General features: G+C 57.6%; 22 protein-coding genes. 11 read left to right on the top strand and 11 right to left on the bottom strand.

Annotation, left to right across the window (positions count from 1 at the left end; genetic code table 11):
- Entirely contained in the window at positions 1–612 is a 612-nt protein-coding gene (locus RYC18_RS02055; protein ID WP_005744989.1) for a superoxide dismutase, read from the top strand.
- 184 nt (positions 613–796) lie between these two features.
- Here RYC18_RS02055 and RYC18_RS02060 read toward each other — a convergent pair whose 3' ends face one another.
- The 10 genes from RYC18_RS02060 to RYC18_RS02105 form a co-directional block, all read right to left on the bottom strand.
- On the bottom strand, positions 797–1,069 hold the full coding sequence (locus RYC18_RS02060) for an HPr family phosphocarrier protein (protein WP_002555094.1): 273 nt from the start codon (positions 1,067–1,069) through the stop codon (positions 797–799).
- 16 nt (positions 1,070–1,085) lie between these two features.
- Positions 1,086–1,943, bottom strand: a complete 858-nt coding sequence (gene rapZ, locus RYC18_RS02065; RefSeq protein WP_002555093.1) for an RNase adapter RapZ — start codon at positions 1,941–1,943, stop codon at positions 1,086–1,088.
- 2 nt (positions 1,944–1,945) lie between these two features.
- On the bottom strand, positions 1,946–2,410 hold the full coding sequence (gene ptsN, locus RYC18_RS02070; RefSeq protein WP_005744990.1) for a PTS IIA-like nitrogen regulatory protein PtsN: 465 nt from the start codon (positions 2,408–2,410) through the stop codon (positions 1,946–1,948).
- 11 nt (positions 2,411–2,421) lie between these two features.
- The gene (hpf, locus tag RYC18_RS02075; protein WP_002555091.1) at positions 2,422–2,730 is read right to left on the bottom strand and encodes a ribosome hibernation-promoting factor, HPF/YfiA family; all 309 of its coding nucleotides are present in this window, start codon (positions 2,728–2,730) and stop codon (positions 2,422–2,424) included.
- Positions 2,731–2,805: 75 nt separating this feature from the next.
- Entirely contained in the window at positions 2,806–4,299 is a 1,494-nt protein-coding gene (locus tag RYC18_RS02080; RefSeq protein ID WP_005744993.1) for an RNA polymerase factor sigma-54, read from the bottom strand.
- A gap of 182 nt (positions 4,300–4,481) precedes the next feature.
- A complete protein-coding gene (gene lptB / locus RYC18_RS02085) occupies positions 4,482–5,207 on the bottom strand; it encodes an LPS export ABC transporter ATP-binding protein (protein ID WP_002555089.1) in 726 nt (241 codons plus the stop codon).
- The gene (lptA, locus tag RYC18_RS02090; RefSeq protein ID WP_002555088.1) at positions 5,208–5,756 is read right to left on the bottom strand and encodes a lipopolysaccharide transport periplasmic protein LptA; all 549 of its coding nucleotides are present in this window, start codon (positions 5,754–5,756) and stop codon (positions 5,208–5,210) included. It abuts the gene before it with no gap.
- Positions 5,743–6,315 carry an LPS export ABC transporter periplasmic protein LptC gene (lptC, locus tag RYC18_RS02095; protein WP_002555087.1) on the bottom strand — a complete coding sequence of 191 codons (573 nt, stop codon included), beginning with the start codon at positions 6,313–6,315 and terminating at the stop codon, positions 5,743–5,745. The genes lptA and lptC overlap by 14 nt, the downstream gene beginning before the upstream one ends.
- Before the next feature lie 8 nt (positions 6,316–6,323).
- A complete protein-coding gene (locus RYC18_RS02100) occupies positions 6,324–6,863 on the bottom strand; it encodes a KdsC family phosphatase (protein ID WP_004666191.1) in 540 nt (179 codons plus the stop codon).
- Complete coding sequence (locus tag RYC18_RS02105) at positions 6,863–7,837, bottom strand: KpsF/GutQ family sugar-phosphate isomerase (RefSeq protein ID WP_002555085.1); 975 nt, start codon at positions 7,835–7,837, stop codon at positions 6,863–6,865. Before RYC18_RS02105 ends, RYC18_RS02100 begins: the two co-directional genes overlap by 1 nt.
- 304 nt (positions 7,838–8,141) lie before the next feature.
- On the opposite strand from RYC18_RS02105, the gene RYC18_RS02110 reads away from it, so the two are divergent.
- From RYC18_RS02110 to hisC, 10 genes are all read left to right on the top strand, one after another.
- The gene (locus tag RYC18_RS02110) at positions 8,142–8,951 is read left to right on the top strand and encodes an ATP-binding cassette domain-containing protein (protein ID WP_004656592.1); all 810 of its coding nucleotides are present in this window, start codon (positions 8,142–8,144) and stop codon (positions 8,949–8,951) included.
- Complete coding sequence (gene mlaE, locus RYC18_RS02115) at positions 8,951–9,748, top strand: lipid asymmetry maintenance ABC transporter permease subunit MlaE (protein WP_005734541.1); 798 nt, start codon at positions 8,951–8,953, stop codon at positions 9,746–9,748. Before RYC18_RS02110 ends, mlaE begins: the two co-directional genes overlap by 1 nt.
- Entirely contained in the window at positions 9,748–10,215 is a 468-nt protein-coding gene (gene mlaD, locus RYC18_RS02120) for an outer membrane lipid asymmetry maintenance protein MlaD (protein ID WP_003313587.1), read from the top strand. Before mlaE ends, mlaD begins: the two co-directional genes overlap by 1 nt.
- Before the next feature lie 10 nt (positions 10,216–10,225).
- A complete protein-coding gene (locus RYC18_RS02125; protein WP_005744994.1) occupies positions 10,226–10,876 on the top strand; it encodes a phospholipid-binding protein MlaC in 651 nt (216 codons plus the stop codon).
- Positions 10,873–11,178 (top strand): lipid asymmetry maintenance protein MlaB, encoded by a 306-nt coding sequence (locus RYC18_RS02130; protein ID WP_005744995.1) that lies wholly within the window; start codon positions 10,873–10,875, stop codon positions 11,176–11,178. Before RYC18_RS02125 ends, RYC18_RS02130 begins: the two co-directional genes overlap by 4 nt.
- A 114-nt stretch (positions 11,179–11,292) precedes the next feature.
- A complete protein-coding gene (locus tag RYC18_RS02135; protein WP_002555079.1) occupies positions 11,293–11,532 on the top strand; it encodes a BolA family protein in 240 nt (79 codons plus the stop codon).
- Between the two features lie 22 nt (positions 11,533–11,554).
- Positions 11,555–12,820, top strand: coding sequence for a UDP-N-acetylglucosamine 1-carboxyvinyltransferase (murA, locus tag RYC18_RS02140; protein ID WP_002555078.1), 1,266 nt, complete (start codon positions 11,555–11,557; stop codon positions 12,818–12,820).
- 154 nt (positions 12,821–12,974) lie between these two features.
- Positions 12,975–13,610, top strand: a complete 636-nt coding sequence (gene hisG, locus RYC18_RS02145; protein WP_002555077.1) for an ATP phosphoribosyltransferase — start codon at positions 12,975–12,977, stop codon at positions 13,608–13,610.
- 124 nt (positions 13,611–13,734) lie between these two features.
- Positions 13,735–15,081 (top strand): histidinol dehydrogenase, encoded by a 1,347-nt coding sequence (hisD, locus tag RYC18_RS02150; RefSeq protein ID WP_117140063.1) that lies wholly within the window; start codon positions 13,735–13,737, stop codon positions 15,079–15,081.
- A complete protein-coding gene (gene hisC, locus RYC18_RS02155; protein ID WP_316882598.1) occupies positions 15,081–16,133 on the top strand; it encodes a histidinol-phosphate transaminase in 1,053 nt (350 codons plus the stop codon). The genes hisD and hisC overlap by 1 nt, the downstream gene beginning before the upstream one ends.
- A 528-nt stretch (positions 16,134–16,661) precedes the next feature.
- On the opposite strand, the gene algW is transcribed toward hisC, so the two are convergent.
- Positions 16,662–17,822, bottom strand: coding sequence for a Do family serine endopeptidase AlgW (gene algW, locus RYC18_RS02160; RefSeq protein ID WP_002555073.1), 1,161 nt, complete (start codon positions 17,820–17,822; stop codon positions 16,662–16,664).
- Positions 17,823–17,926 lie beyond the last annotated feature (104 nt).

Here is a 17,926-nt window from a genome sequence, read left to right on the forward strand (position 1 = left end):
ATGCCTTATACCTTGCCTGCACTGCCTTACGCATACGATGCCCTGGAGCCGCACATCGATGCGCAAACCATGGAGATCCATTACACCAAGCATCACCAGACCTACATCAACAACCTTAATGCTGCGATCGAAGGCACCGAGTTTGCTGACTGGTCCGTCGAGAAGCTGGTGGCCAGCATCAAGCAGTTGCCTGAAAACCTGCGTCCGGCGGTCATCAACCAGGGTGGCGGTCACGCGAATCATTCGTTGTTCTGGGAGGTGATGGTGCCAGGCGGAGGCGGTTTGCCCAAAGGCGCTGTCGCTTTGGCCATCGACGAGCAGCTGGGTGGCTATGACAGCTTCAAGGAAGCGTTTACCAAAGCCGCATTGACCCGTTTCGGCAGCGGCTGGGCATGGCTGAGCGTCACCCCTGGCAAAAAGCTGGTGGTTGAAAGCAGCGGTAATCAGGACAGCCCGTTGATGAATGGCAATACGCCGATTCTGGGTCTGGATGTATGGGAGCACGCTTACTACCTGCGCTATCAGAACCGTCGCCCCGAATACATCAACGCGTTCTACAACGTGATCAATTGGGATGAAGTGTCTCGACGTTATCAGGCCGCTCTGGCCTGACTCCCGTAACCGGGCTCAAGGCAGCTTATGCGCTCAGGAATATTCGCTCTCAGCGGTGTGCGGTTGTTGCGGCTCGTCGTAGGCACCGGGCTGCTGTTGGCAGGTATGGCGTTACTGATTGCTCACGGTTTGAGCTGGTTGCGGATGCACTGCTGGTGACCTTGGAAGGGGCGTATTTGAGGGCTTACTCGCCCTCATCAAACTTGTTGTTGATCAGTTCAACCAGGCCATCGAGCGCTTCCTGCTCGAATTCGCCTTCGGTTTTCAGATGGATTTCGGTACCTTTGCCTGCCGCCAGCATCATCACGGCCATGATGCTTTTACCATCGACCATGGTCTGCTCAGAGCGGCCAACCCTGATCGTGCAAGGGAACTTGCCTGCGACGCCGACGAATTTGGCGGCAGCGCGGGCATGCAGGCCCAATTTGTTGATGATGGTGATTTGACGAGCGGGCATCGCAGTGAAAATCCTTTCAGCTAAGGTCGCGGTGGCGAACCTGAACGTTCTTGAGTGATTGTTGCAAGACCTGGCCGAGCCGTTCGGTCAGGTAGACGGAGCGGTGATGTCCGCCGGTGCAGCCGATGGCAATGGTAACGTAAGAACGGTTGCTGGCTGCAAACCGGGGCAACCATTTGTTCAGATAAGCGAAGATGTCCTGAAACATCTCTTCAACATCGGGTTGCACCGACAGGTAGTCGATAACCGGTTGTTCAAGCCCGGAATGGTCGCGCAGTTCAGGCTTCCAGTACGGGTTGGGCAGGCAGCGCACATCGAATACCAGATCTGCGTCGACGGGCATGCCACGCTTGAAACCAAAGGATTCGATCAGAAACGCAGTGCCTGGCTCGGGCTTGTTCAGCAGGCGAAGCTTGAGTGCGTCGCGCAACTGATAGAGGTTCAGGTGGGTGGTGTTGATTTTCAGGTCGGCCAGATCGATGATCGGGCCCAGCAGCGTTGTCTCGTCGCGTATCGCCTCGGCCAGCGAACGATCTGCCGTGCTCAAAGGATGACGACGCCTGGTTTCCGAGAAGCGTTTGAGAAGGGTTGCTTCATCCGCATCCAGGTAAAGCACGTCGCACTGGATGTTGCGTGAGCGGACTTCATCCAGCATTTGCGGAAAGCGGGTCAGGTGACTGGGCAGGTTTCGCGCATCGATGGACACCGCCAGCAAGGGCTCGGCCAGTTCAGTATTGATCAGCGCTCGCTCGGCCAGTTCCGGCAGCAGTCCGGCAGGCAGGTTGTCGACACAGTAAAAACCGTTGTCTTCCAGCACGTCGAGGGCTGTACTTTTACCCGAGCCGGAACGGCCGCTGACGATGATCATGCGCATGTTCAGTTTCCGTTCTGCACGTCCAGCACCACTTGATAAAGCGCTTCAGCACTTTCGGCACTGCGCAGGCGCTTACGCACATCTTTGTCATCAAGCATGCTGGCGATCTGGCGCAGTAACTCCAGGTGCTCATCGGTAGCAGCCTGCGGGACCAGCAATACAAACAGCAGGTCAACCGGCGCGCCATCAATGGCGTCGAAATCCACGGGGGTAGCGAGGTGCATGACTGCACTGACAGGCTCGCTGCAGTCAGCAAGGCGGCAATGAGGGATGGCAATGCCGTTGCCGAAACCGGTCGAACCCAGTTTTTCGCGGGCAACAAGACTTGCGAATACTGTGTCCCGAACCATGCCCGGTACTTCACGACCGATCAGGTTGGCAATTTCTTCGAGTACGCGCTTTTTACTGCCACCCGGCACGTTCACAAGGGAGCGGCCGGGGGTCAGGATATTTTCGATTCGGATCATTTAAATGGGCGTTAGCGAGCGGCCGCACCTTTGAGGATGCTTTGCTGCTTTTCCTTATGCTTGAGCAATTGTCGGTCTAGCTTGTCAGTGAGCAGGTCGATGGCAGCATACATATCGTCATGTTCAGCATTGGCAACGACCTCTCCACCATGGATGTGCAACGTGGCTTCGATCTTCTGCTTGAGCTTTTCGACCGTCATCGTGACCTGCACGTTGGTAATCTTGTCAAAATGCCCCTCGAGCTTTTTGAGCTTGAGCTCAACGTATTCACGAAGGGGTTTGGTCACTTCCAGTTGGTGTCCACTGATGTTGACTTGCATACAGCTTTCTCCTTTGCCAGTGCATAAAGAGACAGGCATGGCGCCTGTCTCTGGGACGCTGTGGCTGGGCCTGCATCACATCAGCCGCTTACGCTCACTGGAAGGCGCTATCCCGAGTGACTCGCGGTACTTGGCGACTGTGCGACGGGCTACTTGAATGCCTTGTGCCTCCAGTAAACCAGCGATCTTGCTATCACTCAACGGCTTTTTCTGATTTTCCGCCGCAACCAGTTTTTTGATGATTGCGCGAATTGCCGTGGACGAGCATTCACCGCCCTCGGAAGTGCTCACATGGCTCGAGAAGAAGTATTTCAGCTCGTAAATGCCGCGTGGCGTGTGCATGAACTTCTGGGTGGTCACGCGCGAGATGGTCGATTCATGCATGCCCACTGCCTCGGCAATGTCGTGCAGGACAAGCGGCTTCATCGCCTCGTCGCCGTATTCAAGAAAGCCGCGCTGATGTTCGACGATCTGGGTGGCGACCTTCATCAGTGTCTCGTTGCGGCTTTGCAGGCTCTTGATGAACCAGCGCGCCTCTTGCAACTGATTGCGCATGAAGGTGTTGTCCGCGCTGGTATCGGCCCGGCGTACAAAACCTGCGTATTGCGGATTGACGCGCAGGCGCGGTACGGACTCCTGATTGAGCTCGACCAGCCAGCGCTCGTTGTCCTTGCGCACGATTACATCGGGAATGACGTACTCGGCTTCTGTGGATTCGATTTGTGAGCCAGGGCGCGGGTTGAGGCTCTGGACCAGCTCGATGACCTGGCGCAGCTCGTCTTCCTTGAGCTTCATGCGGCGCATCAACTGGCCGTAATCGCGACTTCCCAGCAGGTCGATGTAGTCGGTGACCAACCGTTGCGCTTCCATCAGCCAAGGTGTTTTGGCTGGCAACTGGCGAAGCTGCAGGAGCAGGCATTCGCTCAGGTTTCGGGCGCCGATGCCTGCCGGCTCAAACTGCTGGATGCGGTGCAGTACGGCTTCGATTTCGTCGAGTTCGATGTCCAGCTCGGGATCGAAAGACTCGAGAATCTCATCGAGCGTTTCGTCCAGATAGCCCTGGTTGTTGATGCAGTCGATCAGCGTAACCGCCACCAGACGGTCCTTGTCGGACATCGGGGCGACGTTCAATTGCCACAGCAGGTGGCTTTGCAGGCTTTCGCCTGCAGATGTGCGTGTGGTGAAGTCCCACTCGTCATCATCGTTGCTTGGCAGGCTGCTGGCGCTGGTCTGGTAGATGTCTTCCCATGCGGTATCGACGGGCAGTTCGTTGGGAATGCGCTCGTTCCATTCGCCGTCGTCAAGATTATCCACGGTAGGCGCGGATTCCTGATAGGTCGGTTCCTGAACGTCGGGGTTGGGCTTTTGTTCGATGTTGTCGGCAAGCGGGTCGGAGTTGTCGAAGTCGTCGCCTTCTTCCTGCCGTTCCAGCATGGGGTTCGATTCCAGCGCCTCCTGGATCTCCTGCTGGAGGTCCAGTGTGGAAAGCTGGAGTAAGCGGATTGCCTGTTGCAGCTGCGGTGTCATCGTCAGCTGCTGGCCCATTCTCAAGACTAGCGATGGTTTCATGGCAGGGGCTAAACACCTTATTCGCCGGCGCTCATGCGCCATCTACTACAGGCACCGGAGCGCCAACTTAAGCAAATTATATGCCTGAAACCTGTACCTTTGCCTAGAGTGATATGACAAATAAAATATTGTCAACACACTGCACTGGCATCAATCGGCCGCTAAGCGCAAAGCGCAGTCGATTAAAGGCGGAATTCGTGGCCGAGGTAGACCTCTTTCACCAGTTGATTCGCCAGAATGGTCTCGGAATCGCCTTCTGCGATCAGCTGTCCATCGTTGACGATGTAGGCAGTTTCGCAGATGTCCAGCGTTTCACGGACGTTGTGGTCAGTGATCAGCACGCCGATACCCTTGGCCTTGAGGTGGTGAATGATCTGCTTGATATCACCTACCGAAATAGGGTCTACGCCTGCGAAAGGTTCATCCAGCAGGATGAATTTCGGCGCAGTGGCCAGCGCGCGGGCAATTTCCACACGGCGGCGCTCGCCGCCCGACAGGCTCATGCCCAGGTTGTCGCGAATGTGGGTGATGTGAAACTCCTGCAAGAGGCTTTCGAGCTCCTTGCGGCGTGCTCCGGCATCGAGTTCCTTGCGGGTCTCGAGAATCGCCATGATGTTGTCGGACACTGACAGCTTGCGGAAAATCGAGGCTTCCTGCGGCAGGTAACCGATGCCGGCGCGGGCGCGGCCGTGCATGGGTTGATGGCTGACATCCAGATCGTCAATCAGCACGCGACCCTGATCAGCCTGGACCAGACCTACGATCATGTAGAAGCAGGTGGTCTTGCCGGCACCGTTGGGGCCCAGCAGGCCGACGATCTGGCCGCTGTCGATGGAAATGCTCACATCGCGCACGACCTGCCGGCTTTTGTAGCTTTTAGCCAGATGCTGGGCTTTGAGCGTCGCCATTTACTGGGCCTTCTGAGGTTGGTCGGTTTTCTTTTTCGGCTGGATGACCATGTCGATACGCGGACGTGGTGTGGTCACCTTGGCACCGCCATTGGCCCGACCGGCGCTGACGACCTGTCTGACCGTGTCATAAACGATTTTCTCGCCTTCGGAAGTATTGCCATCATTTATGACCTTGGCCTTGTCAATGAGGACGATACGGTCCTGCCCGGCGTAGTACTGAATAGTGACGGCATAGGCCTGCACAATCGGTTTGTCTACGGCAGGCTTCTGCTCGTAATAGGCCAGATTGCCGACAGAGGTGAACACATCCACTTCGCCCTGGGCATTACGCGTGATCGTCACAGTGTTACCGGTGATCTTCATCGAGCCCTGGGTGATGATGACGTTGCCCTTGTAGGTTGCTACGCCTTTCTTGTCATCGAGCTGAGCATCGTCAGACTGGATGTGGATCGGCTGATCGCGGTCGGTTGGCAGGGACCAGGCGCTCGCGCTTCCCAGTGCTGCGCCCAGGCCGAGCAATAAAGGAAGAGTTTTAACGAGCCTCATACTGTCCTCTTACGTTGGACAGCAGGTCCATCCTGCTGTCTTTCAAATATGCTTTCATTCCCTTGGCCGTAGTCACACCGCCGGCGCCGTCGATTCTAACGTCTTGCTCGGTCTGCGCATATTGCTTCTGAGGGAATACGGTCATTCGACTGGTAGTGATAATAGTCGTACGTTGTTTTTCATCGGTACGCTCGACACGAACGGAATCGATCAGCTCGACCTGATCGCCGCCGGACGAAACTTCGCCTTTCTTGCTCTGTACGTGCCATGGAAACTCGCCACCGCGGTACATGTGCAGGTCGGGCGTGGTCAACAGGGTCACGTCAGTGGCTTTCACATGCTCCACCTTGTCGGAGGTCATGTCGTACTGAAGCGTGCCGTCGGGCAGGTACTGAACGCTGTGGGCGTTGATTGCATAGTAGTCGATGACCGTGTCGTCGACCGTCGACACCGGCTGATCCATAAAACTTTCCGGGCTGATGTTCCAGTAACCGACCGCTGCCAGCAGCAGCGCCAGTACCCCGAGCAGCAGGAACTTGCGAATTTTTTTAGTGAACATAATGGCTTCTATAAATAGACGGAGTGAGCCGCTTCAAGGTTGCCTTGCGCACTCAGAATCAGTTCGCAGAATTCGCGTGCCGCACCTTCGCCGCCCCGCGCTCTGGTTATTCCGTGTGCATGCTCGCGTACAAAACTCGCGGCATTGGCAACCGCCATGCCCAGACCGACGCGCCTGATGACTGGCAAGTCTGGCAGATCATCACCCAGATAGGCGACTTGTTCGTAACCAAGCTGGAGTTCTGCGAGCAGTTTGTCCAGTACTACCAACTTGTCTTCACGTCCCTGAAACAGGTGTTCAATGCCCAGGCTCTTTGCCCGGCGCTCGACTATCGCAGTCTTGCGGCCGCTGATAATGGCTGTTGTGACGCCTGAGGCTATCAGCATTTTTATGCCTTGGCCGTCGAGAGTGTTGAATGTCTTGATCTCGCTGCCATCTTCCATGAAGTAAAGGCGGCCGTCGGTCAGTACGCCATCGACGTCGAAAACGGCCAGCTTGATAGCCTTGCCGCGTTGCATGAGGTCCTGGGTCATCGTTTCGGTTTCCATTACATGACGCCTGCGCGCAAAAGATCCTGCAAGTTGAACGCGCCAACCGGCCGGTCGTACTGGTCTACGACAACAAGCGCACTGATTTTGTTATCCTCCATGATTTTCAGCGCTTCGGCGGCCAGCATTTCTGCATGGGCCGTCTTGCCGTGAAGGGTCATGACCTCATCAATGATGGTCTGGCGAATATCGACGGGGCGGTCCAGCGTTCTGCGCAAATCGCCGTCGGTGAAGATGCCGGCCAGTGTGCCGTCAGCTTCGACAATCGCGGTCATGCCCAGGCCCTTGCGGGTCATTTCCAGCAGCGCATCCCTGAGCAGCGTGCCGCGTTGAACGCTGGGCAGTGCGTCGCCGGAGTGCATGACATTCTCAACCTTGAGCAGCAGGCGACGACCCAGCGCGCCGCCTGGATGGGAGAATGCAAAATCTTCAGCGGTGAAACCCCGTGCGTCCAGCAGCGCCACGGCCAGCGCGTCGCCCATGACCAGTGCCGCGGTGGTCGAAGAGGTCGGTGCCAGATTGAGCGGGCAGGCCTCATGCACGACGTGGGCGTTGAGATTGATATCGGCAGCCTTGGCCAGAATGGACTCGGGGTCGCCGGTCAGGCTGATCATCTTTATGCCCAGGCGCTTGATCAGCGGCAGCAGGGTCACGATCTCGTGGGTGCTGCCGGAGTTCGACAGGGCCAGGATGATGTCATCGCGGGTGATCATGCCCATGTCGCCATGACTGGCTTCAGCTGGATGCACGAAAAAAGAGGTAGTGCCCGTGCTCGCCAGTGTGGCGGCAATCTTGTTGCCGATGTGTCCGGACTTGCCCATGCCGACCACAACAACTCGGCCTTTGCTGGCGAGGATCATTTCGCACGCGCGCACAAAATCGCCGTCAAGACGTTCAAGCAAGCCTTGTATGGCTTCTATCTCAAGGCGAATGGTGCGTTGCGCCGATTGGATCAGGTCACTGGATTGGTTCATGTCTGGAAAGGGTCAGCCTGCTGAAAGGCGGCGATTATAGCGGTAATGAACGATTCCCTCACGTCTGATCGTCGTTGTGTTGTTTTTAAACGAATTTCCTACGCACTTGAGGGTCTGTATCCACGCCTGATGCCATAACATTGTGGTACAGAATAATTCAACGATTACCTGAACCGCTCGGTTCTCTTCTTGGGGGCGGGTGGCGGCGGTGGTATAGTTCGCGGCCTGTTCGGCGCGCCTGGACAGCTGGTCGGCCTCCAAGAACCGACGGCTGAGGGCGGAGGCTGTATCGCAAGGAGTTTAGATGAGTCCTGATGACGCCTATGCGGTCGAGTTGAAAGGTGTGTCTTTCAAACGCGGTACGCGCAGCATTTTCAATAACGTTGATATTCGTATTCCGCGGGGCAAGGTCACCGGGATCATGGGGCCGTCCGGTTGTGGCAAGACTACCTTGCTGCGCTTGATGGGGGCTCAGTTGCGTCCAAGCGAAGGGCAGGTGTGGGTCAATGGTCAGAACCTGCCTGAGCTGTCGCGCAGTGATCTGTTCGATGCTCGCAAGCAGATGGGCGTGTTGTTTCAGAGCGGAGCACTGTTTACCGATCTGGACGTTTTCGAAAACGTCGCTTTTCCCTTGCGCGTGCACACCGAACTGCCGGAAGAAATGATCCGTGACATCGTGCTGCTCAAGCTCCAGGCAGTGGGCCTGCGTGGTGCGGTCGAACTGATGCCCGACGAACTGTCGGGTGGTATGAAGCGTCGTGTCGCGCTGGCCCGGGCCATCGCTCTCGATCCGCAGATTCTCATGTATGACGAGCCCTTCGTAGGGCAGGACCCGATTGCGATGGGCGTGCTGGTACGCCTGATCCGCTTGCTCAACGACGCATTGGGCATCACCAGTATCGTGGTGTCTCATGACCTCAGCGAGACAGCGAGCATTGCCGACTATCTCTATGTAGTGGGCGACGGCCAGGTGCTGGGGCAGGGCACGCCCGAGGAACTGATGTCCTCGGACAACCCACGCATTCGTCAATTCATGACCGGCGAGCCTGATGGCCCTGTACCGTTCCACTATCCGGCGCCGGATTTTCGCGAAGATCTATTGGGGAAGCGCTGATGCGCAATAAGTCACTGATGGACCGGGTACGCCTGTTGGGGCGTTCGGCCATTGATATTGTTACTGTTCTGGGTCGTTCCGGTCTGTTTCTGGTAAACGCCCTGCTTGGCCGCGGCGGTGCGGGCAGCAGTTTTCAACTGCTGGTGAGGCAGCTGTATTCGGTCGGTGTCATGTCGCTGGTCATCATCGTGGTGTCCGGCATGTTCATCGGCATGGTGCTGGCGCTGCAGGGCTTCAGCATTCTGACCAAGTACGGCTCCGAGCAGGCCGTTGGCCAGATGGTCGCACTGACCCTGCTGCGTGAGCTGGGGCCTGTGGTTACAGCCCTGCTGTTCGCCGGGCGTGCAGGTTCTGCGCTGACCGCCGAGATCGGCAACATGAAATCCACCGAGCAGCTGTCGAGCCTTGAGATGATCGGTGTCGATCCACTCAAGTACATCGTTGCGCCACGCCTGTGGGCAGGTTTCATCTCGATGCCGATTCTGGCGATGATTTTCAGTGTGGTCGGTATCTGGGGCGCTTCCTGGGTAGCGATCGATTGGCTGGGTGTCTATGACGGTTCTTTCTGGTCAAACATGCAGAACAGCGTTTCTTTCACGAACGATGTGCTCAATGGGGTGATCAAAAGCGTCGTATTTGCCTTCGTGGTGACATGGATTGCCGTTTTCCAGGGTTACGATTGCGAGCCTACTTCCGAGGGGATCAGTCGCGCGACGACCAGAACCGTCGTATACGCCTCGTTGGCCGTGCTGGGACTGGACTTTATTTTGACCGCTTTGATGTTTGGAGATTTCTGATGCAAAACCGTGCCATCGAAACCGGAGTCGGTCTGTTCCTGCTGGCGGGGATACTGGCTCTGCTCCTGCTGGCCCTGCGAGTCAGTGGTCTGAGCACGAGCGCGAGCACCGACACTTATAAACTTTATGCCTACTTCGACAATATTGCCGGTTTGACTGTCAGAGCCAAGGTAAGCATGGCTGGCGTCACGATCGGCAAGGTGACGGCGATCGATCTGGATCGCGATACCTTTACCGGTCGCGTCACGCTAGAGATTCAGAAGAAGGTCGATAACCTGCCTTCGGACTCGACTGCGTCGATTCTGACTGCCGGTTTGCTGGGTGAAAAATACATCGGTCTCAGCGTCGGTGGCGATGACAAGCTGCTCAAGGATGGCGGGACTATCCATGACACGCAGTCGTCGCTGGTGCTGGAAGACCTGATCGGAAAATTCCTGCTCAATACTGTTAGTAAAGACGCCAAGTGAGGAGCTTCAAATGATCTCTATTCTGCGCCGTGGCCTGCTGGTATTGCTGGCCGCTCTGCCAATGCTGGCGAATGCCGCGGCGACCCCGTCGGCTCATGACCTGGTGGAGCGCACCACCAAGGAACTGTTGAGTGACCTGGCGACCAATCGCGAGCAGTACAAAGCCAACCCAAGCGCGTTCTATGATGCACTGAACCGCATTGTCGGTCCTGTCGTGGATGCCGATGGCATTTCCAAAAGCATCATGACCGTGAAGTACTCCCGCAAGGCGAGCCCTGAACAGGTGAAGCGTTTCGAGGAAAACTTCAAGCGCAGCCTGATGCAGTTCTACGGCAATGCCTTGCTTGAATTCAACAACCAGGGCATCACCGTCGCACCTGCCAAGGACGAAGGTGATGACCGCACCAGCGTTGACATGCAGGTCAAGGGCAATAACGGCGCGATCTATCCGGTTTCCTACACGCTGGTCAAGCTGAACGGCGAGTGGAAAGTGCGTAACGTTGTCATCAACGGTATCAATATCGGCAAGCTATTCCGTGATCAGTTCGCCGATGCCATGCAGCGCAACGGCAACAACCTGGACACCACCATCAACAACTGGGCTGGCGAAGTGGCCAAGACCAAGTCCACCGTAGACGCTGCGCAGAAGCCTGCACAATGACAGAGTCCGCCGTCCGCCTCGTCGGGCCTGGCGAGCTCAGGCTGATTGGTGTGCTGGATTACCGCACCGGGCCACAGCTGCGCAAGCAGGGTGCGGCGCTGATCAAGTCGGGTGATCTGGCCGATCTGACACTTGATTGCTCGGGCGTCGAGAAATCCAGCAGCGTAGGCCTCGCCTTGCTGCTGGCTTTCATGCGTGATGCACAGGAGGCAGGCAAGTCGATCACTGTCCGCTCGCTGCCTGAAGACATGCGTCAGATAGCCCGTGTATCAGGTCTGACCGAGCTACTGGACACCCACTGACAGGCGTCATCGAAAAAGCCCTTTATCCGGGACCTGCTTGTCGGGCTTCGCATAACATGGGCTTTTTTGTATGATGGCCGACCCGCGCGCGTACAGCGCCGATCGAGGTTAAGCATGCAGGCCGTAGAAGTTAAAAGCTTCCTTGAAGGAAAGCTGCCGGAAATCAAAGTGGAAGTCGAAGGCGAAGGCTGCAACTTCCAGCTGAATATTATCAGCGACGAGTTGGCCGGCCTGAGTCCGGTCAAGCGTCAGCAACAGATTTATACCCATCTGAACCCCTGGATTGCCGATGGCAGCATCCACGCGGTGACCATGAAATTTTTCAGCCGCGCTGCATGGGCCGAGCGTTCCTGAGCCAATTGGTGTCGAGACTCTAATGGATAAATTGATTATTACCGGCGGCGTTCGTCTTGATGGCGAAATTCGCATCTCCGGGGCAAAGAACTCTGCCTTGCCGATCCTTGCCGCCACATTGCTGGCTGACGGGCCGGTTACTGTTCAGAACCTGCCCCACCTGCACGACATCACCACCATGATCGAGCTGTTCGGTCGCATGGGCATCGAGCCTGTGATCGATGAAAAGCTCAGCGTCGAGATCGACCCGCGCACCATCAAGACTCTGGTCGCCCCGTACGAACTGGTGAAAACCATGCGTGCGTCGATTCTGGTATTGGGCCCGATGGTCGCTCGCTTCGGCGAGGCCGAAGTGGCGCTGCCAGGCGGCTGCGCCATTGGTTCGCGTCCGGTTGATCTGCATATTCGTGGTCTTGAGGCCATGGGCGCGATCATCGATGTCGAGGGTGGCTACATCAAGGCCAAGGCACCCGAGGGTGGCTTGCGTGGTGCCAACTTCTTCTTCGATACCGTGAGTGTGACCGGTACTGAAAACATCATGATGGCCGCCAGCCTCGCCAACGGCCGCAGCGTTCTGCAGAACGCTGCTCGCGAGCCCGAGGTTGTCGATCTGGCCAACTTCCTGATCGCGATGGGCGCAAAAATTCACGGCGCAGGCACCGACACCATCACTATCGATGGAGTCAAGCGTCTGGGCCCGGCCACCTACAAGGTCATGCCTGACCGTATCGAGACCGGCACCTATCTGGTAGCCGCTGCTGTTACCGGTGGTCGCGTCAAGGTCAAGGACACTGATCCGACCATCCTTGAAGCGGTGCTGCTCAAGCTTCAGGAAGCCGGTGCCGAAGTCACGACCGGTGAAGACTGGATCGAGCTGAACATGCACGGCAAGCGTCCAAAGGCTGTCAACGTGCGTACCGCGCCGTATCCAGCGTTTCCGACCGACATGCAGGCGCAGTTCATCTCGCTCAATGCGATTGCCGAAGGTACGGGTGCGGTCATCGAGACCATCTTTGAAAACCGCTTCATGCACGTGTATGAAATGCACCGCATGGGCGCTCAGATCCAGGTTGAAGGCAACACTGCCATTGTCACCGGCACCGAAGTGCTCAAGGGCGCGCCAGTCATGGCGACCGACCTGCGTGCATCGGCCAGTCTGGTGATCTCTGCGCTGGTTGCCCAGGGCGACACGCTGATCGACCGCATCTACCACATCGACCGTGGTTACGAGTGCATCGAAGAGAAGCTGCAAATGCTGGGCGCCAAGATCCGCCGCGTTCCGGGCTAGTAGCGCGCGGCCCTGATGCCATTGGCATCGGGGCCGCCTGTTCTGTCGCGGGTGTGATTTCTGATTCGTTTCACTTCAGGCCGAACACGCTTGAGGGTTGTCATGCGCCGCTTGCGTCGTGACAAAAGTTTCCTGATAAGGACTTACGTTTCCCATGTTGACCATCGCACTGTCCAAGGGCCGCATTCTTGACGACACCCTGCCGCTTCTCGCTGAAGCGGGCATCGTGCCGACCGAGAATCCGGACAAGAGCCGCAAGCTCATCATCCCCACGACCCAGGCTGACGTACGCCTGCTGATCGTGCGTGCCACCGATGTGCCGACCTATGTCGAGCATGGTGCCGCCGATCTGGGCGTCGCGGGCAAGGATGTGTTGATGGAATATACCGGCCAGGGCCTTTACGAGCCTCTGGACCTGCAAATTGCCAAGTGCAAGCTGATGACTGCCGGTGCCATCGGTGCGGTCGAGCCCAAGGGCCGTCTGCGCGTGGCGACCAAGTTCGTCAACGTTGCCAAGCGTTACTACGCCGAGCAGGGTCGTCAGGTCGATATCATCAAGCTGTACGGCTCCATGGAGCTGGCACCGCTGATTGGTCTGGCAGACAAGATCATCGACGTGGTCGACACCGGTAATACCTTGCGAGCCAATGGCCTTGAGCCTCAGGAACTGATCGCTACCATCAGCTCGCGTCTGGTAGTCAACAAGGCTTCCATGAAGATGCAGCACGCACGCATTCAGGCCCTCATCGACACCCTGCGCAAGGCAGTGGAGTCGCGACACCGTAGCTGATTCATTCACGCAACGTTGAGTTGCGTCCAGCTATCCGTGTCATAGCCAAATTTCTCAGGTGCCTGCGCGGATAGCTTGGTAGCTTTAGGCTCCTGAGCATCCGCCAATTATTGAGGCCCCCGCTATGACCACGCCCACTGCAATTCGCCGACTCGACGCTGCTGACCCGGATTTCGCACGACATCTGGATCACCTGCTGAGCTGGGAAAGCGTGTCTGACGACTCGGTCAACCAGCGCGTGCTCGACATCATCAAGGCGGTACGTGAGCGCGGCGACGAGGCGTTGGTCGAGTTCACCCAGAAGTTTGACGGGCTGCAGGTCGCGTCGATGGCCGACCTGATTCTGCCTCGCGAGCGCTTGGAACTGGCATTGACCCGCATCACGCCGGTCCAGCGCGAGGCGCTGGAAAAAGCCGCCGAGCGTGTGCGCAGCTACCACGAGAAACAGAAACAGGATTCCTGGAGCTATACCGAGGCCGATGGCACGGTGCTGGGCCAGAAGGTTACGCCGCTGGACCGCGCAGGCCTGTATGTGCCCGGTGGCAAAGCCTCGTACCCGTCTTCGGTATTGATGAATGCCATTCCGGCCAAAGTGGCGGGCGTGACCGAGGTGGTCATGGTCGTGCCGACACCGCGTGGTGAAATCAACGAACTGGTGCTGGCCGCTGCGTGCATTGCGGGTGTCGACCGGGTCTTCACCATCGGCGGTGCGCAAGCTGTGGCAGCGCTGGCGTACGGCACTGAAAGCGTGCCAAAGGTCGATAAGGTTGTCGGCCCCGGGAATATTTATGTGGCTACCGCCAAGCGCCACGTATTCGGTCAGGTCGGGATCGACATGATCGCCGGTCCTTCCGAGATTCTTGTGGTGTGTGACGGCCAGACCGATCCTGACTGGATTGCCATGGACCTGTTCTCCCAGGCCGAGCACGATGAAGATGCCCAGGCCATTCTGGTCAGTCCGGACGCCGATTTTCTCGACAAGGTTGCCGCCAGTATCACGCGTCTGCTGCCAACCATGGAGCGCGCGGCTATCGTCGAAACGTCGATCAACGGTCGCGGCGCATTGATAAAAGTGGCAGACATGGCGCAAGCCATCGAAGTTGCCAATCGCATTGCGCCTGAGCACCTTGAGCTGTCGGTTGAAGACCCGGAGGCCTGGCTGCCGCAGATCCGCCATGCGGGTGCGATTTTCATGGGGCGCCACACCTCCGAAGCACTGGGCGACTATTGCGCAGGTCCCAACCACGTACTGCCGACCTCCGGCACGGCGCGTTTTTCCTCGCCGCTGGGCGTGTACGATTTTCAGAAGCGCTCGTCTATCATCTACTGCTCGCCGCAGGGTGCGTCCGAGCTGGGCAAGACAGCGTCGGTGCTGGCTCGTGGCGAATCCCTGAGCGGCCATGCCCGCAGTGCTGAATATCGAATTACTGATCCCGACTGGAAAGCAGGCAATACAGAGGACGGCAAATAATGAGCAAATTCTGGAGTCCTTTCGTCAGCGATCTGGTGCCTTATGTGCCGGGCGAGCAGCCGAAGCTGACCCGGCTGGTCAAGCTCAATACCAATGAAAACCCGTATGGCCCGTCGCCCAAGGCTGTCGAGGCCATGCGTGCCGCGCTGACCGACGACTTGCGTCTGTACCCGGACCCCAACAGCGACCTGCTCAAGCACGCTGTCGCCGATTACTACAAGGTGCACCCCAATCAGGTGTTCCTGGGCAATGGCTCGGATGAAGTGCTGGCGCACATTTTCCACGCTTTGTTTCAGCACGATGCTCCGCTGCTGTTTCCGGACATCAGCTACAGCTTCTATCCGGTCTACTGCGGTCTGTACGGGATCGATTACGAAATGATCGCGCTGGATAATCAGTTCCAGATTCGTGCCGAAGACTACGCCAGACCCAATGCCGGGATCATTTTCCCTAACCCGAATGCACCGACCGGTTGCCTGCTCGGTCTGGACAAGGTTGAGCAGATCATCAAGGCCAGCCCGGATTCAGTGGTCGTCGTTGACGAAGCGTACATCGACTTTGGTGGCGAGACCGCGATAACGCTGGTTGATCGCTACCCGAACCTGCTGGTCACTCAGACCTTGTCAAAGTCGCGCTCGCTGGCCGGTCTGCGTGTCGGCCTGGCGGTGGGGCATTCTGATCTGATCGAAGCGCTGGAGCGGGTCAAGAATAGCTTCAACTCCTACCCGCTGGACCGCATGGCCAACGTGGGAGGGGCAGCAGCTTTCGAGGATCGCGAGCACTTCGAGACGACCCGCAACAAGGTCATCGAAAGCCGCGAGGCGCTGGTCGAACAGTTGCAGGGCAAAGGCTTCGAAGTGCTGCCTTCGGCAGCGAACTTCATCTTCGCCCGCCACCCGCAACACGATGCTGCAGCCCTGGCTGCGAAACTGCGCGAGCAGGGCGTCATCGTCCGTCACTTCAAACAGCAGCGTATCGCCCAGTTCCTGCGCATCAGCATCGGCACGCCAGAGCAGCATCAGGCGTTGCTGGAAGGGTTGAGCGATATCTAAGACGCAGATCGGTCAGCCCGAAAACGGGCTGACCTTGCGCTGCCACAGGATCATTGATGCCGCAGAGCATCCGCATGGCCTGGAAACACCGCCGACCTATGTGAGTAATCCACATGGCTCGAAAACATTCCGGGTCCGTGGGAGCGAGCTTGCTCGCGAAGAAGCCCGTGCAGCCGCTGAAACTCCATTGATCAGGCAATCCGCCTTCGCGAGCAAGCTCGCTCCCACAAGATCATCGCTGCCGCAGAGCATCCACATGGCTTGAAACAGCCCGGACCTGTGTGAGTGTCTCGCATGGCTTGAAACACTCCGGAACTGTGTGAGTGTCTCGCATGGCTTGAAAGCACTCCGGACCTGTGGGAGCGAGCTTGCTCGCGAAAGGGCCTGCACTAGCGCCGAAAATGCATCGATTGAAACACTTTCTTCGCGAGCAAGCTCGCCCCCCACGCCCTTCGGGCAGAAGCCCGGATGCCCTTTATTCCCGGCGTCACAGATCTGTGCTGTACCGCACTTTCAGGTAATGGCGCATCACTCGGGCGCTGCGGCAGGTGTCGGTGCAGGTGGCGGGCGCAGGCCGACCTCGGCGCTCAAGCGCATTTCCTTGCCGTTGCGCATCACGTCGATGGCAATCTTGTCCTTGGGCTTGGTACGCGCCACTTGATTCATCGAGCGACGACCGTCGCCAGCGGGTTCGCCATTGATGCTCAGAATCACATCACCCAGTTGCAGCCCGGCTTTCTGCGCCGGTCCATCGCGGAAGATACCCGCCACAACGATTCCGGGACGATCCTTCAGCCCGAATGACTCGGCCAGTTCCTGGGTCAGCGGTTGAACTTCGATACCCAGCCAGCCACGAATGACCTGACCGTGTTCGATGATCGACTTCATAACGTCCATCGCCAGCTTGGTCGGAATGGCAAAGCCGATGCCCTGCGAGCCGCCGGACTTGGAAAAGATCGCGGTATTGATACCGATCAGATTGCCGCTGGCGTCTACCAGTGCACCGCCCGAGTTGCCGGGGTTGATGGCCGCGTCGGTCTGGATGAAGTCTTCATAGGTATTGAGGCCCAATTGATTGCGCCCGGTGGCACTGATAATGCCCATGGTCACGGTCTGACCGACCCCGAACGGGTTGCCGATGGCCAGTGCAACGTCGCCGATGCGAATGCTGTCAGAGCGCGCGATGGTAATCGCGGGCAGGTTTTTCAAATCGATCTTGAGCACCGCCAGGTCGGTTTCCGGATCATTGCCGATGACCCGGGCAATGGTTTCGCGGCCGTCTTTTAGCGCTACCACGATCTGGTCCGCGCCAGTGGTGACGTGGTTGTTGGTCAGTATGTAGCCTTCAGGGCTCATCATCACGCCAGAACCCAGGCTCGATTCCATGCGCTTCTGCTTGGGCGTGTTGTCGCCGAAGAAGCGCCGGAACTGCGGGTCTTCGAAAAGCGGGTTGTTGCCCTTGTTGACCATCTTGGTGGTGTAGAGGTTGACCACCGCGGGCGCTGCGGCAATGACCGCATCGGCATAGGACGACGGACCTTGCATGACGTTGGTGGTCTGCGGAGCCTGTTGCAGATTGACATCCAGGCTCGGCAGGCCGACCCACTGCGGATAGCGCTGAATAATCAGCATGGCGATAAGCACGCCAGCCAGCAATGGCCAGCCGAAAAAACGCAGTGCCTTGAACATTTAACAAGTCCTGATGGTTGCGGGCGCAGAAAGTTTTGCCACGGGTGCGCCATAATGGCGGGCATTATACGAGTACAACGCAGCTCTGAACTGCATATTTAGGA

The organism is Pseudomonas syringae group sp. 247E2, from assembly GCF_032587795.1.
Classification (GTDB): Bacteria; Pseudomonadota; Gammaproteobacteria; order Pseudomonadales; family Pseudomonadaceae; genus Aquipseudomonas; species Aquipseudomonas amygdali.

Coding starts and splice junctions, on each gene's coding strand:
- RYC18_RS02055 (WP_005744989.1), top strand. CDS start 1: ATGCCTTATACCTTGCCTGCACTGCCTTACGCATACGATGCCCTGGAG.
- RYC18_RS02060 (WP_002555094.1), bottom strand. CDS start 1,069: ATGCCCGCTCGTCAAATCACCATCATCAACAAATTGGGCCTGCATGCC.
- rapZ (WP_002555093.1), bottom strand. CDS start 1,943: ATGCGCATGATCATCGTCAGCGGCCGTTCCGGCTCGGGTAAAAGTACA.
- ptsN (WP_005744990.1), bottom strand. CDS start 2,410: ATGATCCGAATCGAAAATATCCTGACCCCCGGCCGCTCCCTTGTGAAC.
- hpf (WP_002555091.1), bottom strand. CDS start 2,730: ATGCAAGTCAACATCAGTGGACACCAACTGGAAGTGACCAAACCCCTT.
- RYC18_RS02080 (WP_005744993.1), bottom strand. CDS start 4,299: ATGAAACCATCGCTAGTCTTGAGAATGGGCCAGCAGCTGACGATGACA.
- lptB (WP_002555089.1), bottom strand. CDS start 5,207: ATGGCGACGCTCAAAGCCCAGCATCTGGCTAAAAGCTACAAAAGCCGG.
- lptA (WP_002555088.1), bottom strand. CDS start 5,756: ATGAGGCTCGTTAAAACTCTTCCTTTATTGCTCGGCCTGGGCGCAGCA.
- lptC (WP_002555087.1), bottom strand. CDS start 6,315: ATGTTCACTAAAAAAATTCGCAAGTTCCTGCTGCTCGGGGTACTGGCG.
- RYC18_RS02100 (WP_004666191.1), bottom strand. CDS start 6,863: ATGGAAACCGAAACGATGACCCAGGACCTCATGCAACGCGGCAAGGCT.
- RYC18_RS02105 (WP_002555085.1), bottom strand. CDS start 7,837: ATGAACCAATCCAGTGACCTGATCCAATCGGCGCAACGCACCATTCGC.
- RYC18_RS02110 (WP_004656592.1), top strand. CDS start 8,142: ATGAGTCCTGATGACGCCTATGCGGTCGAGTTGAAAGGTGTGTCTTTC.
- mlaE (WP_005734541.1), top strand. CDS start 8,951: ATGCGCAATAAGTCACTGATGGACCGGGTACGCCTGTTGGGGCGTTCG.
- mlaD (WP_003313587.1), top strand. CDS start 9,748: ATGCAAAACCGTGCCATCGAAACCGGAGTCGGTCTGTTCCTGCTGGCG.
- RYC18_RS02125 (WP_005744994.1), top strand. CDS start 10,226: ATGATCTCTATTCTGCGCCGTGGCCTGCTGGTATTGCTGGCCGCTCTG.
- RYC18_RS02130 (WP_005744995.1), top strand. CDS start 10,873: ATGACAGAGTCCGCCGTCCGCCTCGTCGGGCCTGGCGAGCTCAGGCTG.
- RYC18_RS02135 (WP_002555079.1), top strand. CDS start 11,293: ATGCAGGCCGTAGAAGTTAAAAGCTTCCTTGAAGGAAAGCTGCCGGAA.
- murA (WP_002555078.1), top strand. CDS start 11,555: ATGGATAAATTGATTATTACCGGCGGCGTTCGTCTTGATGGCGAAATT.
- hisG (WP_002555077.1), top strand. CDS start 12,975: ATGTTGACCATCGCACTGTCCAAGGGCCGCATTCTTGACGACACCCTG.
- hisD (WP_117140063.1), top strand. CDS start 13,735: ATGACCACGCCCACTGCAATTCGCCGACTCGACGCTGCTGACCCGGAT.
- hisC (WP_316882598.1), top strand. CDS start 15,081: ATGAGCAAATTCTGGAGTCCTTTCGTCAGCGATCTGGTGCCTTATGTG.
- algW (WP_002555073.1), bottom strand. CDS start 17,822: ATGTTCAAGGCACTGCGTTTTTTCGGCTGGCCATTGCTGGCTGGCGTG.